General features: G+C 60.1%; 11 protein-coding genes. 2 read left to right on the top strand and 9 right to left on the bottom strand.

Annotated elements, in window-relative coordinates; translation table 11 throughout:
• Positions 1 to 176: 176 nt before the first annotated feature.
• From ACFPM8_RS14115 to ACFPM8_RS14100, 4 genes are all read right to left on the bottom strand, one after another.
• On the bottom strand, positions 177 to 431 hold the full coding sequence (locus ACFPM8_RS14115; protein ID WP_378998198.1) for a SymE family type I addiction module toxin: 255 nt from the start codon (positions 429 to 431) through the stop codon (positions 177 to 179).
• 360 nt (positions 432 to 791) lie between these two features.
• Complete coding sequence (tldD, locus tag ACFPM8_RS14110) at positions 792 to 2252, bottom strand: metalloprotease TldD (RefSeq protein WP_378998197.1); 1461 nt, start codon at positions 2250 to 2252, stop codon at positions 792 to 794.
• A 66-nt stretch (positions 2253 to 2318) separates the two neighbouring features.
• Positions 2319 to 3152, bottom strand: coding sequence for a carbon-nitrogen hydrolase family protein (locus ACFPM8_RS14105; RefSeq protein ID WP_378998196.1), 834 nt, complete (start codon positions 3150 to 3152; stop codon positions 2319 to 2321).
• 44 nt (positions 3153 to 3196) lie between these two features.
• A complete protein-coding gene (locus tag ACFPM8_RS14100; protein ID WP_378998195.1) occupies positions 3197 to 7384 on the bottom strand; it encodes a YhdP family protein in 4188 nt (1395 codons plus the stop codon).
• A gap of 216 nt (positions 7385 to 7600) precedes the next feature.
• Between ACFPM8_RS14100 and glnE the strand changes: the two genes are divergently transcribed.
• Together glnE and ACFPM8_RS14090 are read left to right on the top strand one after the other, a co-directional pair.
• The gene (gene glnE, locus ACFPM8_RS14095) at positions 7601 to 10363 is read left to right on the top strand and encodes a bifunctional [glutamate--ammonia ligase]-adenylyl-L-tyrosine phosphorylase/[glutamate--ammonia-ligase] adenylyltransferase (protein WP_378998194.1); all 2763 of its coding nucleotides are present in this window, start codon (positions 7601 to 7603) and stop codon (positions 10361 to 10363) included.
• A 309-nt stretch (positions 10364 to 10672) separates the two neighbouring features.
• Positions 10673 to 11833 (top strand): Fic family protein, encoded by a 1161-nt coding sequence (locus ACFPM8_RS14090; protein ID WP_378998193.1) that lies wholly within the window; start codon positions 10673 to 10675, stop codon positions 11831 to 11833.
• A gap of 54 nt (positions 11834 to 11887) precedes the next feature.
• On the opposite strand, the gene ACFPM8_RS14085 is transcribed toward ACFPM8_RS14090, so the two are convergent.
• From ACFPM8_RS14085 to tkt, 5 genes are all read right to left on the bottom strand, one after another.
• Positions 11888 to 12616 (bottom strand): class I SAM-dependent methyltransferase, encoded by a 729-nt coding sequence (locus tag ACFPM8_RS14085; protein WP_378998192.1) that lies wholly within the window; start codon positions 12614 to 12616, stop codon positions 11888 to 11890.
• 123 nt (positions 12617 to 12739) lie between these two features.
• Positions 12740 to 13552: a glycine betaine ABC transporter substrate-binding protein gene (locus tag ACFPM8_RS14080; RefSeq protein ID WP_378998672.1), complete on the bottom strand. Its 813-nt coding sequence runs from the start codon at positions 13550 to 13552 to the stop codon at positions 12740 to 12742.
• Between the two features lie 212 nt (positions 13553 to 13764).
• The gene (gene gap / locus ACFPM8_RS14075; RefSeq protein ID WP_378998191.1) at positions 13765 to 14775 is read right to left on the bottom strand and encodes a type I glyceraldehyde-3-phosphate dehydrogenase; all 1011 of its coding nucleotides are present in this window, start codon (positions 14773 to 14775) and stop codon (positions 13765 to 13767) included.
• Between the two features lie 27 nt (positions 14776 to 14802).
• Positions 14803 to 15351, bottom strand: coding sequence for a GNAT family N-acetyltransferase (locus ACFPM8_RS14070; RefSeq protein WP_378998190.1), 549 nt, complete (start codon positions 15349 to 15351; stop codon positions 14803 to 14805).
• Positions 15348 to 17342: a transketolase gene (gene tkt / locus ACFPM8_RS14065; RefSeq protein ID WP_378998189.1), complete on the bottom strand. Its 1995-nt coding sequence runs from the start codon at positions 17340 to 17342 to the stop codon at positions 15348 to 15350. Before tkt ends, ACFPM8_RS14070 begins: the two co-directional genes overlap by 4 nt.
• Positions 17343 to 17705: the final 363 nt, after the last annotated feature.

The raw sequence follows: 17705 nt of genomic DNA, 5'->3' as shown, positions 1-17705 counted from the left end.
GCTTGGGCTGCATGTTATGCAGCCCTCCCTGCTGTTCTATGGTTCAACAGCCATGCATCAGAACAGGCCGTTCGGAAAGTAGGGCGGAAAAGCGCAGCGCCTTCCGCCTTGGATGCGTCAATCACACGCGGCACATCCAAAACGGCGGATAACGCTGCGCTCATCCGCCCTACTTTTTACTCCCTGGTGATGAACAAGCAGCCTCTTCTCACCTGCACCCGGACCCGGGTCTGGGGTGTGAAGCCTGCTGCTAATAACCACTTGCCACGCAGCCGGATCCAGGGGGTTCTGAGCTTACCCTCCGGGCAGACGCCGACGGTTAAATGCCGGTCTGGCAAGTTGTTGCTGGTGGATGTGGTGATGGGGGTGGAACTGTCTTGCGTGGGTGAAGCGGATTTGCCTGATGATGCTGGCGTAGTGGTGTTTGACATATAGCCTCCAAGTGAATAGCGCCACAGGCGGGGCGCGTTCGCCAGTTGGTGATCAGGCTGTCAAACCTCATCCCCCTAGTCTTTATTTTCGGAGGACGGAGCCGACTATAAACACTATTGGATGCCATGACAATCCTGGCAGTCGATTGGCATTAGCAAGAACGTAGGTCGGAAAAGCGTAGCGTCTTCCGACGGCGAGAATCGCAACAGCCGGTCAAGCCCTTGGCTTTGCTCGGCGGTTCGCAGGGACGTCGGAAGGCGCTGCGCTTTTCCGACCTACCAGTCCCAGTCCCGCCGGGTGCATGCAAAAAAAATGGCTGCCCGCTCAGGGGCAGCCATTTGGATGCTGAAGGCAGCGAATCAGGCAGTACCGCCTACAGTCACGCCGTCAATCCGCAACGTCGGTTGGCCGACGCCGACCGGTACGCTCTGGCCTTCCTTGCCGCAGACGCCGACGCCGGGGTCGAGCTTCATGTTGTTGCCTATCATCGAGACCCGCTGCAGCACATCCGGGCCGTTGCCGATCAGGGTGGCGCCTTTGACCGGGTAGGTGACTTTGCCGTTTTCGATCATGTAGGCTTCGCTCGCTGAAAACACGAATTTGCCGTTGGTGATGTCGACCTGGCCGCCGCCGAAGTTGACTGCGTACAGACCGTTCTTGACCGAGGCCAGGATTTCTTCCGGGTCTTTGTCGCCGGACAGCATGTAGGTGTTGGTCATACGCGGCATCGGCAGGTGGGCGAACGATTCGCGGCGGGCATTGCCGGTCACCGGCATCTTCATCAGGCGCGCGTTCATGGTGTCCTGGATGTAGCCTTTCAACACACCGTCTTCGATCAGGGTGGTGCATTGGCTCGGGTTGCCTTCGTCGTCGATATTGAGCGAGCCGCGGCGGTCGGCGATGGTGCCGTCGTCCACCACGGTCACGCCCTTGGCGGCGACCCGTTCGCCGATGCGGCCGGAGAAGGTGCTGGAACCCTTGCGGTTGAAGTCGCCTTCCAGTCCATGTCCGATCGCTTCATGCAGCAGGATGCCGGGCCAGCCCGGTCCGAGCACGACGGTCATCGGACCGGCCGGCGCCGGCCGCGCATCCAGGTTGACCAGGGCCGAGGCCACGGCGTCGCTGGCGTATTGGTCCATCAGGGCGTCGCTGAAATAGCCGTAGCTGTAACGGCCGCCGCCGCCGCTGCTGCCGGTTTCGCGGCGACCATTTTGTTCGACGATGACGGTGATCGACAGGCGCACCAGCGGCCGGATGTCGGCCGCAATCACGCCGTCGCTGCGAGCCACCAGCACCACGTCGTATTCTGCCGCCAGGCCGGCCATCACTTGCACCACGCGCGGGTCTTTGGCGCGCGCCATTTTTTCGATGCGTTCCAGCAGTTTGACTTTTTCGGTGGCGTCGAGCGAGGTCAGCGGGTCGTTCGGCAGGTACAGCGAACGGCCGCCGCTGACTTGCATGCTGGAGGCGATCTTGATCTTGCCGGCGCCCTGGCGGGCGATGGTGCGGGTGGCGATCGCAGCGTCCTGCAGCGCTTGTTCCGAGATTTCGTCCGAGTACGAAAAGGCGGTCTTGTCGCCGGAGATGGCGCGCACGCCGACCCCTTGGTCGATCGAGAAACTGCCGGTCTTGACGATGCCTTCTTCCAGGCTCCAGCCTTCGCTCTTGGTGAACTGGAAATACAGATCGGCGTAATCGACCTTGTGGCTGAACATGGTGCCCAGCGCTTTCAGCAAACTCGATTCATCCAGGCCGAACGGGGTCAATAAGATGTCGCGGGCGATGGCCAGCGTACCGAGGTTGGGTTCAAATGGTTTCATGATGTTTGGGCCTTGCGTGTTGGTGTGATTGGGACGAATTGTACGGGTATTGTGCGCCACATTCGCTTATAGCTTCCGATGCCGCAACGCGGGCAAGTTGCCCCGCACTTCTTTTATGTAATGGGGGTCGATGTTGCCGCTGACAAGCCCTTCGCCTTCGGCCAGCACCGATTTGATTTCGCCCCAGGGGTCGATCAGCATGCTGTGGCCCCAGGTGCGGCGGCCGTTCGGATGCTGGCCGCCTTGCGCTGCTGCCAGCACATAGCATTGGTTTTCAATCGCGCGGGCGCGCAGCAGGGTTTCCCAGTGCGCCTTGCCGGTGGTGTAGGTGAACGCGGCCGGCATCACGATCAGGCTGCAATCGCCCATCGCCCGGTACAGCTCGGGGAAGCGCAGGTCGTAGCAAACCGACAAGCCGACCTGGCCGAACGGCGCGTCGAAGGTGCTGACATCCTTGCCGTAGGCGATGGTGCGGGCCTCGTCGTAGGATTCTTCGCCCTTGGTGAAGCTGAACAGGTGGATCTTGTCGTAGCGGGCGACTCGTTGACCGTCGGGGTTGTAGACCAGCGTGGTATTGAGGATTTTGTCGGCTTCGTCGGTCGCCATCGGCAGCGTGCCGCCGATCAGCCAGATCCGCAGTTCGCGCGCCAGTTGCGCCATGAAGGTTTGGATCGGGCCGGCATCCAGGGTTTCGGCGTGGGCCAGTTTGTCGGTTTCGTGCATGCCCATGATCGGCCAGTATTCGGGCAGCAACACCAGTTGCGCGCCTTGCTGCGCGGCCTCGGTCGCCAAGCGCCGCGCGGTGCTGAAATTCTGTTCGAGCTGCGGCGTCGATACCATTTGAATCGCGGCGACTCTAAAGCTGTCGGCGTGGCCTTGCTGCGCTGTGGTCTGACTCATGAGACGGGACTCCTGCGATGGGTAATCAGTTTGAAATGTCGGTATCAGCGGCCAGATGACTGTTCCGGCGTGGTCGCCGAGGTCTCGGTTTTGCGCTCCAGCTTGGCCACCACCGGGTCGCTCCAGGAGCCGCTAATTTTATATTCAAAGGTAAACGCGCGCATCAGTGGGTCGCGCAGGAACAATTGGGCCAGGAAGGTGCTGATGCCGATCACCGGATTGATCGCCAGCGCCACCACCGAGGCGGTGCCGGCGTTGATTTCGGGCAGTACCGCGACGTGCAGGTCCTGGGTTTCGCTGGCGATGTCGGCCACTCCATCCATCAATACCGTGGCGCTGACGCTGCGCATCTTGAAGTTATCGGTGCGCACTTTGCCCTGGGCAATCGTGGCGGTGCCGACCACGCTGTCGAATGCAAATCCATCCGAAAACACATCGCGGAAATCCAATGTCAGGCGGCGCGGCAGCGCTTGCAGGCTCAACACGCCGAGCAGCTTGGCGGCGCCCGGATCGACCTTGAGGAACTGGCCGGCCGCCATGTCCAGGTTCACTTGTCCGGACAGAGTCGGGATATCCATCGAGAACGGCAAGCCCTTCCAGCTGGCCTCGCCATCCATGCGGCCCTTGGCGCCGCGCAATACGTGGGCAAAGCCGAAGCGTTCCAGCAGTTTTCCGGCATTGTTGACATCCAGTGCATAAGTCAGGCTGGTGGTGTTGTCGCCGTTGACGGTAGTCCATTTGCCATCGGCCTTCAGCTCGGCATCCGGATTGATGATGGACAATTTGCGGATGCGCCATTCGCTGCCGACATTGGCGCGCACATTATTGGCCAGCAATTCAAGCCGGCCGAGCTTCTTGCCGAGCAACTGGAAATCGTCGGCGATGATGTCCAGTCCGGGAATCTGTTTTGAGCCGCCCTTGCCTTCCAGTACATCGCCGACATCGGCGGCGCTGCCTTGCGGAATGATCAGCGACGACAGGCGCGCAGTCACTTTACCCAGGCCGTGGCCGGAATGCGATTGGTTCCAGGTCACATAGCCGGAAGCTTGGGTCGAGTCGATATTGGCCTGCCACACGTCTTTTTGATGAGAGGCGCCGACCACCACGTTTTCCAGGGTCTTGCCGAGCAACACCAGCTGGCCGGCCCGTGCCGACACCACATTGGGTTCGACATATTGGGCCATGGCGGACGGCTCGGCCTCGGCGCCGGCCTTGGGCGCAGCGCTGTCGCTGGCGCCGCCGGTCAGGTTGTTCCAGGCGTCGAGGTTCAAGGATTTGGCGTTCAAGTTGATCGCCAGGCCGCTATCCGGTTCGGGCACCGGTGCATTGATGCCGATCCCGCCGCGCAGCACTTTCCATTCGGCGTTGTTGGCCGCACCGTTGGGCGGATTCACTGGTTTCTGCCGCTGATAGCGTGCCGTGATGGCCGAGCCCAGCGTCAGCCGCAGCTCGTCGCGCGCCATTGCGGCATCGTCGGAAGCCGCACCCAGCCACTCGAATTTGAGCGGCATGGCATCGTTGGCGCTCTTGCGCAACGGTTCGGGCAGATCGAGTGCAATCCCCTGCAAGCTGGAGTCGACCACCAGTTCGGTGTGGTGCTCGTGGATCGTGATGGCGGCGTTGTAGCGGCTATTGCCGCTGGTGTGCGCCAGCAGTTTTTGCATCGCCGGGGTCGGGTAGTTGGCGCGCAGTCCTTCCATGCCGGCAGTGCCTTCGAGCTTGACCAGGGTTTTGCCGTCGGCCTGGGTGCCGCCGCTGGCTTGCACCGGGCCGCCCAGGAAGGTGCCCTTGATGCCGTTCAGGTTGAAGCCTTTTTCGTTGAATTCCAGCTTGCCGCTGGCGTTGCTGATCGGCGGAATGATCTTTTGCAGCACCACGTCGTTGTTCAGGAATTGCAGCGAGCCGGTCACTTTGGTGTCGATGCCGTGCGCCAGCGGCATTTGCAGACTCAATTGCAGCTTGGCGTTGCCCTTGGCCTCGGACTCGCTGGTGAAGTTGCCGATCCAGTGGGCCACCGGACTATTGTTGGTAAAGCGCACGAAATCCTGCAGCGCGCCGAGGCCGCTGCCGTCGATCAGCAGCATGCCGTCGTGCGACATCAGGTCGGGCAAGGTGGCGCTGACATCGCTCAAGGCGACGGCCGAGGTTTGGGCGCTGTTGGCCTTGATTTGCAAACGGCTGCGATCGAGCGCAAAACTGCCGTTGATTTTTTCCAACAAGGGCCACAATGGCTGCTTGCCGTCCTGACCGAAGCGGCCGGGATCGTATTCCAGCGTGCCGTTGTCGATGCTGCCGGTGACGCTGAATTCGCCCTTGGTCTTGTTATTGGCCGGGTCCGCACGAAATGGAAAATCCGCCAGATCGCCCTTGAGCTTGATGTTGACGTCGCGCGCGGTGCCATCCTTGAGCGCGCCCACCAGCCAGTGACGCAAGTGTTCGGGGGTATGCAGCGGCAGATAGGTGCCGATTTTTTTCAGGTCGAATTCACTCAGCGTTGCGTTCAGGTCGGTCATTCCCAACGCCTCGCCATGACGCTCTTGCAACGGCAGCAAATGGCTGCCGGACAAAGAACCCACCAAGCCATCCTGGACGAAATGCATGCTGTCGATCTGCAACAGCACATCTTTTTGCTGGAAATGCCAGCGGGCCTGCATGTCCAGCTTGTCGAACGGCAGCAGCGGAGTCTGGAAATATCCCGGCAGGTTCAACTGCATCTGTTCCGACATCAGCTTCAGGCTGCCGCCGTCCTGAGTGGCGGCTATGCTGCCGCTCAGGTTTTCAATGCCGGGGATGCCGGGCACTGCCGCCTGCGCCGGGTGGCCGGCGCTCTTGGGCACTGCCGCGCGCGGCGCCTGGGCGTTCATGCTCAAGCCGCTGAACTGGCCTTTGACGTTGTACGACACTAGCGCCGGATAGGCGCCCTGCCATTGCGCGGAGAAATCATGCAACTGCCCGCGCGGCGCAAAGTCGTTCACCATCCGGATCTGGGCCGGCGTCAGCGGCAGGCGCTGGACAAAATCGGCCACGGTTCGCAAGTCCAGTTGTTCGGCATGCAAGGCGTATTTTTCCGGCTGCGCGCCTTGCGCCGGCAAATACGATTCGCTGATGGTGGTCTGCGGCAGGCTGAGGCCGTCGGCGGTGTTGAGCGAGAAATTGGTCAGCGTGATCGTATGGCCGTTGGCGCCGTAGGTCGGCTTGCCGTCGGCGGGCTTGGAGCCGATTTCTTCATGGGCCGACACGCGCCCGCTGACCTGCGTCAATTGCAGCGGCTGCAAGTCCGGCCGCAGGCGGGTCGACAAATCCGACAGCAGCAAGTCGGCGGTAAAGTCGCGCACCTTGCCATGATCCAGATCAAGCCAGGCACGCACCCCGCCCTTGCCTTGGTTGACCTCCAGCGGATAGTCGACATAGGCTTTCCAGATGGTCAGATCGGTATTTTGCAAGTCGGTATACAGCGTGCCCTTCCAGCGCGTCACATCGGCTGTTTTGCTGGCAAACACCGGATGCACGAAATCCGCCCGCACGTCCAGCGGCGCCGCGAACGAGGCCGGCGGCGTGGCGCGCACGGTCAGTTGATGACGGCGCCAGCGATTGCGCAGGATCAGGTTGATGTCGGTCAAGGCCAGCTCCGGCGCCCGGCGCAAATCGTCGCGCCAGCGCACTTGACCGTGACGGATCACGACCTGGTGCTGGGCCAGCAGCCACTCGGCGCCGCCGCCCTTTTTTTCTTCGGGATTGATCAGGATGCCGGCGACGAATAAATTGCCCTGCGCATCGCGTTCGATTTCCAGGTCGGGCCGATTGATTTCCAGCGTATCCAGCCGCAGCCCGCCCACCAGCAGCGAGCGCCAGGAGACGGTGGCGGCCACTTGCGGCAAGGTCAGCGCGGCTTGCCCCTGCTTGTTATGGATGACGACATTGTCCAGCGCCAGATACGGCTGCAAGCCATGCCATGAGGCATGCAGTTGTCCGATCGAAATCGGGCTGTCGATGGCCTGGCTGACGATGTGTTCGATATTGCTTTTGTAATGATCGATGTTCGGCAGCACCACGTAGCGCAAGCCCAGGAACAGGCCGCAGAACAGGAAATAAGCCACCACCAGCAAACCCACCAACGCACCGACCAGAAGACGGGTCGCCCGGTTGAGGTGGTTATAGGCAGCGACGCCCGCACGCCAGCACAGCGCAAGGCGGCCGGCGGATGAAGGGGATTTTGCTTGTGGTTCCGACATCAATCAGAATGGGTAAAAATGGATAACATGCAGGAACTCAAGGTAGAATAATTTTGCTGTACTAAGTGGCGGCACCAAGCGGCTGCAATTGCCCGATTTCAGACTGACTGCCGCAAAACTCCAGGTTCGACAAACTGCAAGGCCGTATGTTCGCATGGATCGGCCTGTCGATAGCTAAAAAACCATCAGACTCCCCCTCTTTTTCCGTCAAAATCCGTGACCCAATCCCTATTAAGCAGTGCCGCCGCCTCCCGCTACTACACCCGCTGGGTCAATGCCGAAGCCGGCCGTGCCGGGCAGGTCGCCGCATTGGCCGGGCAACCGGCAAGATTAACTGTCGATCCGGCGCTCCTGAGCCAGTTGTTACAAAAGGAAACAGATGCCGGCATGCCATTGCCGCGTGCCATGCGCCGCCTGCGCAATTTGCTGGTGTGCACGCTGATCGAGCGCGATCTCGGCGGCCGTGCCGACCTGGATGAAACGGTCAGCGCCATCAGCGCCTTTGCCGACTTTGCGGTGCAGACCCACTTGGCGGCGCTGATGGCCGAGATGGTGGCGCTGCATGGCAATCCGGTCGGCGCGGAATCGGGCGAAGCACAAGAATTGATCGTGCTGGGCATGGGCAAACTGGGCGGCGGCGAACTCAATGTTTCTTCCGACATCGACTTGATTTTCGTCTACCCGGAAGATGGCGATACGCAAATCGCCAGCGCCGAGCAAAGGACTTTATCCAATCATGAATTCTTTACCCGGCTCGGCAAGAAACTGATCGGCGCCCTGTCCGAGATCACCGAAGACGGCTTCAGCTTCCGTGTCGATATGGCGTTACGGCCGAATGGCGCTTCCGGCCCGCTGGTGGCCAGCATGAATATGGTCGAAACCTACCTGATCACCCAGGGCCGCGAATGGGAGCGCTATGCCTGGTGCAAGGCGCGCGCGCTGACCGGACGCGCGGCCGACATCGCGACGCTGGAAAATATCAGCCGGCCGTTTATTTTCCGGCGCTACCTGGATTACGGTTCGATCGACGCCATGCGCTCGATGCACACGCAAATCCGGGCCGAGGTCAAACGGCAGGAAGCGCTGCATCCGGGCCGCAGCAACAATGTCAAGCTGGGACGCGGCGGCATCCGGGAAATCGAATTCCTGGCGCAAGTGTTCCAGCTGATACGCGGCGGCCGCGAGCAGGATCTGCGCGATCGCTCGACCCGCGCCACGCTGCGCACGCTGGCCGAAAAAAACCTGCTGGACGCCGAGGTCGTGGCCCAGCTGTTGGAAGCCTACGATTTCTTGCGCAACCTGGAACACCGGCTGCAATACCTGGACGACGCCCAGACCCATACCCTGCCGCCGAATCCGGACGACCAGTTGATCATCGCCCGCACCATGGGCTTGGCCGATGTGACGACCTTGCTGGCCGAACTGGATCAGCGGCGGCAGTTGGTGGCGGCCCAATTCGACGCCATCTTCAGCGACAAACAGGGCGGTGCTAGCGGCGACAGCGATGAAGACGATGGCGACGCCCCGGCGCTATGCAATCTGAGCGACACCGACAGCAGCGAAACGATCGCCGCCAGCTTGACCGTGCTCGGCTTCAGCGATCCGCCGGCGGCGGCCAGCCGCTTGCTGTCGACCTGGCAATCGTCGCGCCTGCAAAGACTGCCGGAAGCCAGCCGCAGCCGCCTGGTGGCGCTGATCAATGCCGCCTTGCCTATCGTCGCAAAAGCGCCGGACGCGCATTTGAGTACACTGAGCCGCTTGCTGGATTTCCTGGAAGCGATCGCCCGCCGCGCCGCCTACCTGGCGCTGCTGACCGAATATCCGCACACGCTGCAGCGCGTAATCCGGATGGTGGCCGCCAGCGACTGGGCCGCCAAATACCTGACCCGCCATCCGATCCTGCTGGACGAATTGCTGGACGACCGCAGCCTGAACGCGGCACCCGACTGGCCGGCGTTCGTGCAGGATTGCCAGAACCAGCTGGATATCGCCGCCGGCGACACCGAACGCCAGATGGATATCCTGCGCGAGATGCACCACGCGCAGTTGTTCCGTTTGCTGGCGCAGGATCTGGAAGGCAAGCTGAGCGTCGAAAAACTGGCCGACTACCTGTCCGCGCTGGCCGACATCCTGGTCGCCGTCACGATCACCGCGGTATGGCAGTCGATCGCCAACCGCCATCGCGAAGTGCCGCAGTTTGCCGTGATCGCCTATGGCAAGTTGGGCGGCAAGGAACTGGGCTACGCTTCCGATCTGGACGTGGTGTTTCTGTATGACGATGCAACGGACGACCAGGATGCGCCGGCGCTGTATGCCAAGCTGGCGCAACGCTTCATCACCTGGATGACCAGCCACACCCCTGCCGGCATCCTGTTCGACATTGACATTGCATTGCGCCCGGACGGCGCCAGCGGCTTGCTGGTATCGTCGTTTTCCACTTTCGAGAAATACCAGCGCGAGTCGGCCTGGCTGTGGGAGCATCAGGCGCTGACCCGAGCCCGTTTCTGCGCCGGCGACAGCGCCATCGGCGACCGTTTCGAAGTGCTGCGCGAACAAGTCCTGCGCCAGGTGCGCGACGCCGACAAGCTGCGGCAGGAAGTACTGGGCATGCGTCAGAAAATGCGAGAAGCGCATCCGAACCGCGGCGACCGCTTCGACCTCAAGCACGACGTCGGCGGCATGATAGACATCGAATTCATCGTGCAACTACTGATCCTGCGGCATGCCGCCGACTTCCCGCAACTGACCGCCGACATCGGCAATATCGCGCTATTGAAACTGTGCGGCGAACTGCAATTGATCGACGCCGCGCTGGCCGGGCAAGTGGCGGACGCCTACCGCACGTTCCGTAAATTGCAGCATCAAATGCGCTTGCAGGGAGAAGAACGCGCACGCGTGACGGCGGAGCGGATTACGCATGAAATCGCGGTGGTGAAGCAGTTGTGGGATGCGATGTTTTTGCCGGATGCGACAGCCTAATTGCTGAAAATGCGGCACCAGTCGTCTGGCAGGCAGCACGATGGCACTACTTATTAGTTTCACACCAAAGCAAGGTCACTGCTGCTAACCAAGATAACGCATCAATCTGCACGTATCTGCTTGCGAAGTCCTGAAAGACACATGGCCAGATTGCAGATGCAGACAGTCTACAGTTCCAGATAATTCCATGAATGGAATGTGAAAAAGTGCTTTAATCACTTGGGTTTACAGCATTTCTTTGCAGATAAGTCAAAGATGAATTCAAGATAATCTGCGATACTATTCCAGATGTTGAACTGGAGTCGTACCATGCCTGCCTTTCGTCACCATGACCTGACTTTGCTGAACCCAGCGTTCGACTCGCCACTAGTGGATGTGGTGACCGAACTGGAGCATCTGCGTCGCCTTCAACTGGGCGGCACTACCCCGGCCCCCGTATTTTTTCAGCTCAAGCACATCTTCCACATGCTGGAGAGCTTGGGTTCGGCGCGCATTGAAGGCAACCACACCACGCTGGCAGACTACGTTGAAAGCCGTCTGGAGAAGCAACCAGCGACACTCACCGACCAACTGCGTGAAATGGCCAATATCGAAGAGGCCATGACCTATATCGAAGAGCATTTCGAGCCGGGACAAGATATTACCGAACACTTTGTGCGTGAGCTCCATGCAATGGCAGTGAATGAGCTTCAGCGCGAAGGCGATGCTACGCCGGGTACTTACCGACAGAGGCCGGTGCAGATTTCCCAGTCTGAACATTTGCCACCCGAAGCTGTGCTGATTCACCAGTACATGAGCGAGTTGATAGCCTTTATCAACCGCCCCGACCCGCCGAAATATGACCTCATCAAGGTCGCGCTGGCTCACCATCGCTTTGCGTGGACACATCCGTTCAGCAACGGGAACGGCCGAGTGGTGCGTTTGCTCACCTATACGCTTCTCATTAAGTATGGCTTCAACGTCAAAACTGGTGGCCGGGTACTTAACCCGACGGCGGTGTTTTGTAATGACCGCGACCGTTACTACGCCATGCTGGGACAAGCTGACAGCGGCGCACCTGAAGGCCGGGAAACATGGTGCGTCTACGTGCTGGAAGGCATGCTCGATGAATTGCGCAAGGTAGACCGGCTGACCGATACGCACTACCTCATCGACCGCATCCTGACCCCGGCGCTGCACTATGCCCGCGAACGCGGACTGCTGACTCAACTAGAAGAGCGGGTACTCTTGACCACGGCCCGCGCAGGAATCGCCAAGGCCAGTGACTTGCAAGACGCCATGCCCGAAATGACCGACACCCAGCGCACCTATCAAATCCGCAAACTGGTTGAGCGTCGGATGCTCACACCTATCCGCGAGGGCGCACGTCAGTACACGGTGGGCTTTAGCAACAACTTCCTGATTCGGGGCGTGATTCGCGCCCTCTCCACAGAGGGATTCATCCCCGATGCGCTGAACACACCGAAATAAAGACCAGCAGGGTGAACCAGAGCGTGAGCAAATTCAGCTTTCTACAATCTGACCTTACCCCTGCGGCTTGGTCGCCACCAAGTTAATCAAAGTCTCTTCCCGGTCGCGCGGCGGCTTAATGCGCAAGCAGGTCTCAACCAAGCCGAGATCCTCCCTGCTCCACCACAGATACGGATAAGAAATGGCCTCGTCCGCCACCTCAAATCCCGTGTTGCGAATCAGCGCCAGATATTCGGGCGCGGTTTTTTGCACATCCATCGGATGACGAAACAGCAAACGGATGATCCAGGAATGGATATAACGCCGGGTCGATTCGGCAAACAGCAATATGCCGCCCGGCTTCAACACCCGGAAGAATTCCTGGATCGCTTGTTCCTGCTCGATCAGATGATGAAAAGTCTGGTGGCAAAACAATAGATCGACGCTGTTGTCTTCAAACGGCAGGCTGGAACTGGAACCGTGAATCAGTTCCACCTGGATCCCGGCCGCAGCCGCCTCCGCCGCCGATTTTTCCAGCATGTTGGGATCGACATCCAGACCGATCAGACGCTGCGGCGCAAACCGCCGCTGCAGTTTCGGCAGCGAACGGCCCCAGCCGCAACCGACATCGACCACCACCGGGTACGACTCCCGGCGCGCAGGAATCAAGCGCTCGACATCCTTGATGGCGCGCTCCAGCACATGCCAGGTCCAGACCTTGGTTTGCAAAAACCAGATGCCGAAGGCGGTCTCGGGAACATGCGGATGGGACGTGGCGGATGGAGCAACGGTGGGTGCGGTCATGCGGGGCCTTAAATGGTCTGATGAATATTGGTGTTGGTATGTGGACCCTGATCAAGCGGCCCACATTATAGCGTCGGATATTGCTCCCGACACACTTCAAATCAAGCCAGATCCAAGGTCAGTTCAAGCAATGACCATGCTTGAAGCGTCGCCCTGCTTGAGCGCGTCTTGCCACAGGCGAACCGCTGCATCCGGCGACTGCCGCTGGGATGAAATCAGGTAGTCCAGATAAGTGACGGTTCGATTTCCCAATGACAGATTTCTCAGGGAAGCGAGCGCGGATTCAGGCATTTTTTCCAGACTGGTTTTGCGTACCATCAGCGTCGCCTGATCTTTCCCTCTGAGCAGGCCGCTGGGCTCTTCCAGCTCGCGGATGCCATGCGTCCAGTGCAGATACTGCGGCTGCCACAGCGGCACTACACACCACCGCTGTTCTGCCGCAGCTTGCTCAAACGCCGTAACGCAATCGATCAAGCTGCCGTTTTCAAATCGGTAGCCTGCCCGGTCGAGCTGGTAATGGGTCATGATTTCCCGCGAAAACCGGCTGATCCCTGCGCCCGGGCCGATGCCCTGGATCAGCTTGGTCATGCGTTGTGCCACATCCGGTCTGGCCAGATCCGCAACGCTACGCACCTCTGCTGCCGGCACATAGTCCGGCACGCCCCACAATGCGTAGGGTTCATAAAGCACGGCGAGTTGCTCGAGTTGATCCAGCATCGGCGCGACGTACGCGCCATGACTGCCGGGCAGCCAGGCCGAGCACAGCAGATCGGCTTTTCCCTGGCGCAGGAGTTCAAAGGCTTGCTCATGCGGCGCACGGATTTCCTCTAGCGCGATTCCGTGCGGCGCGAGCACGCTCCGCACCACAGCCGAAGCGGCCACGTGGAACGATAAATCGATAGTGGCGATAACCAGTTTTTGAATCTGTTTTGACATGCTGACTCTCTTTTCGATAATGGAAACACTGCGACAAAGCGTAATGTCGGCCATTTCCGTTCGATCAAAAAGGTGCTGTCGGCACTATCAGTTTCAAACAAAAAATGAAAATCAGAGATCAAAAAAAATCCTCCAGGATTTGGTCCTGGAGGATTTCACTGAAACCCGCAACTTGTTTGAGCGGCCCCGGCCTGCGGAGCCAATTACGCAAATTACTTGGCGCCCATCAGTGCAATCGTGGTGTCCAGCATGCGGTTGGAGAAACCCCACTCGTTGTCGTACCAGCTCGACACTTTGACCAGACGGCCGGAAACCTTGGTCAGCGTGGCGTCGAAGTTGGACGATGCGGCGTTGTGGTTGAAGTCGATCGAGACCAGCGGCTCGGTGTTGTAGGTCAACACGCCGTTCAGCGCGCCTTCCGAAGCTTTCAACATGATCGCGTTGACTTCTTCGACCGTGGTGTCGCGCGCGGCGACGAACGACAGGTCGACCAGCGAGACATTGATGGTCGGCACGCGGATCGCGAAGCCGTCCAGCTTGCCGTTCAGTTCCGGCAATACCAGGCCGACTGCGGCAGCGGCGCCGGTCTTGGCCGGGATCATGTTCATCGTCGCCGAGCGAGCGCGGCGCAGGTCTTCGTGATAAACGTCGGTCAGCACCTGGTCGTTGGTGTAGGAGTGAACGGTGGTCATCAAGCCGTTCAACAGGCCGATTTCATCGTTCAGCGGCTTGACCAGCGGCGCCAGGCAGTTGGTGGTGCAAGAGGCGTTGGAGATGACGGTGTCGGTCGCCTTCAGCACGCCGTGATTGACGCCGTAGACCACGGTCGCATCGACGTCTTTGCCGCCCGGTGCGGAGATGATGACTTTCTTGGCACCGCCTTGCAGGTGGGCGCTGGCCTTCTCTTTGGTGGTGAAGAAGCCGGTGCATTCCAGCACCACGTCAACCTTCAGCTCGCCCCATGGCAGTTCGGCCGGATTGCGTTGCGCCAGGACCTTGATGCGGTCGCCGTTGACCACGATCGAATCGCCGTCGACAGTCACGGTGCCTGGAAACTTGCCGTGCGCGGTGTCGTACTGGGTCAGGTGGGCGTTGGTTTTCGGGTCGCCGAGGTCGTTGATGGCGACGATCTCGATGTCATGCTTTTTGCCGCCTTCGTAGTGAGCGCGAAGGATGTTGCGGCCGATGCGGCCGTAGCCGTTGATTGCGACGCGGATGGTCATGCTTTTTCTCCTAAGGTATAAAAAAACTCATTCAACTCGAATAGTCCGCCAACCGTAGCCGACTTCCTGCAACTCCAGCCCGTCCCAGCTGAACGATTGCTCGGTCAGCGGCTCGGCGCCAAGCTTGGTATAAAAATCCCGCGCGATGTGATTGTCTGCCAGTACCCATGCCAGCAGGTTGTTGGCGCCGGCTTTGGCCAGCGTGGCGGCGACATGCGCCACCAGACGACGGCCGACGCCGGCCCGCTGCACCGATGGGATCAGGTAGATCGCGGTCAGCTCGCTGTCGTATCCGAGCTTGGGTTCGCGCAAGGTCATGCCGGCGGCAAAACCGACGATTTCGCCGTCGATCTCCGCCACAAAAACACAGGCCGCATCGGACGCCGCGGTCAGGATGCGGGTCCATAGTGCGGCGCTGCTCTCGCTCTCCATGCCATCCAGGTAAGCATCGGGAACGATGCCGCGGTAGGTGGCGCGCCAGCTGTCGATGCGGATCGCCGCGATCACCGGCGCTTCAGCGACGGTGGCGCGGCGGATGACGACTTCGCCGACGATGTTGGTGACGTTCTGGCTCATGCCAGCGTCAGTTTGACTTTGGCCACCACGTTTTCCACGGTGAAGCCGAAATGCTTGAACAGGACGCCGGCCGGGGCCGATTCGCCGAAGCTGTCGATGCCGACCACGGCGCCTTCCAAGCCGACATATTTATGCCAGAACGCGGTCACGCCGGCTTCGATTGCGACCCGCGGCAAACCGCGTTGCAGCACGCTGGCCTTGTAAGCGGAGTCCTGACGGTCGAAGACGTCGGCGCACGGCATCGACACCACCCGCACCGGGATTCCTTCTTGCGCCAGCGCTTCGGCGGACTGCATCGCCAGCGCCACTTCGGAGCCGGTGGCGATCAGGGTGGCTTTGGCATTGGCGGCATCTTTCAGGATGTAAGCGCCGCGTTGAATGTTGGCGATCTGCGCCGCGTCACGCTCCTGGTACGGCAAATTCTGGCGCGAGAAAATCAGCGTGCTTGGGCCGTCCTTGCGCTTGACCGCATAGCCCCATGCCACCGCCGATTCAACCGTGTCGCAAGGACGCCAGTTGTCCAGCTGCGGGATCAGGCGCAGGCTGGCAACGTGCTCGATCGATTGATGGGTCGGGCCGTCTTCGCCGAGACCGATCGAGTCGTGCGTGAACACGAACAGCGCGCGGATCTTCATCAGCGCCGCCATCCGCAATGCGTTGCGGCTGTAATCGGAGAAGGTCAGGAAGGTCGCGCCGAACGGGATGTAGCCGCCGTGCAGCGTGATGCCGTTGATGATGGCGCTCATGCCGAATTCACGCACGCCGTAATTGATATGGTTGCCCGGCTGGTCGGCGCGCACCGCGACGCACTCTTTCCAGTTGGTCAGGTTGGAGCCGGTCAAGTCGGCCGAGCCGCCGAGGAACTCCGGCAGCACCGGGGCCAGCGCTTGAATCGCGTTCTGGCTGGCTTTGCGGGTGGCGATGGTTTCTTTTTTGTCGACGCAGGCGGCGATGTAGTCGTTCAGCGTTTGTTCGAAATTGCCCGGCAATTCGCCCTTCATGCGGCGCGTCAGTTCGGCTGCTTGCTGCGGATAGGCTTCGCTGTAGGCGGCGAACAGCGTATTCCAGCCGCCTTCGACTTGCTGGCCTTGCTGTTTGGCGTCCCAGGCTTCATACACCTCGGTCGGGATTTCAAACGGCGCCGAAGTCCAGCCCAGCGCTTCGCGCACTGCGGCGATTTCCTTGTCGCCCAATGCCGCGCCGTGCACCTTGTCGGTTCCGGCCAGGTTGGGCGAGCCTTTGCCGATCACGGTCTTGCAGCAGATCAGGGTCGGCTTGTCGGACAGCTTGGCTTGATGAATCGCGGCGCTGACGGCTTCGACATTGTGGCCGTCGACGCTGCGGATCACGTTCCAGCCGTAGGCTTCGAAACGCTTCGGGGTGTCGTCCTTGAACCAGCCTTCGACGTGACCGTCGATCGAGATGCCGTTGTCGTCGTACAGCACGATCAGTTTCGACAGCCGCAGCGTGCCGGCCAGCGAGCAAGCCTCGTGCGAAATCCCTTCCATCAGGCAGCCGTCGCCGACGAAGGTGTAGGTGTAATGGTCGACCACCGGGAAATTGGCACGGTTGAATTCCGCTGCCAGCAGTTTTTCCGCCAGCGCCATGCCGACCGCGTTGGTCAAGCCCTGGCCGAGCGGGCCGGTGGTGGTTTCGATGCCGGGTGTGATCTCGAATTCAGGATGGCCCGGCGTTTTGGAATGCATTTGACGGAAATTGCGAATTTCATCCATCGACAGGTCGTAGCCGGTCAGGTGCAACAATGCATATTGCAACATCGAACCATGTCCGTTCGACAATACAAAGCGATCGCGGTTGATCCATTGCGGATTGGCCGGATTGTGGCGGTAATGCTTGGCCCACAAAGCCACGGCGATTTCCGCCATGCCCATCGGCATGCCGGGATGACCGGAGTTCGCTTTCTGTACTGCGTCCATCGCCAGTGCGCGGATCGCATTGGCCATCTTGGTGGTCGGGAGTGTGGTGGTCATGTTGTTGGCAATAGCAGTAGTTGGCAATTGGGTCGACGCGGATACGGGAACAGCGGATGGGGGCTGAAACGTTCGAATCGCAAAGGGCGACATTTTACCAAAAAGGTGCTACTCCCGGTTCAAATCCCGCGGCCGGGCTGTAAAATGCTGCCGCTTCGGGCTGGCGTTCAATCCGCGCCTGATGCGCATCTAGGTTGCATTTTTCATTTAATTAAATGCCTGTTCAACATCTTCTTGTCATGGGTACGGCGGCAAGTAGGGCGGAAAAGCGTAGCGTCTTCCGCCGTTCTGGATGCATCACACACCTGTGGCTCATCCAACGGCGGATAACGCTGCGCTTTTCCGCCCTACGCCTACCGCAGA

The organism is Paraherbaspirillum soli (assembly GCF_042654985.1).
GTDB classification, from domain to species: Bacteria; Pseudomonadota; Gammaproteobacteria; order Burkholderiales; family Burkholderiaceae_D; genus Paraherbaspirillum; species Paraherbaspirillum soli.
This window is presented reverse-complemented; position numbering and strand designations above follow the sequence as displayed.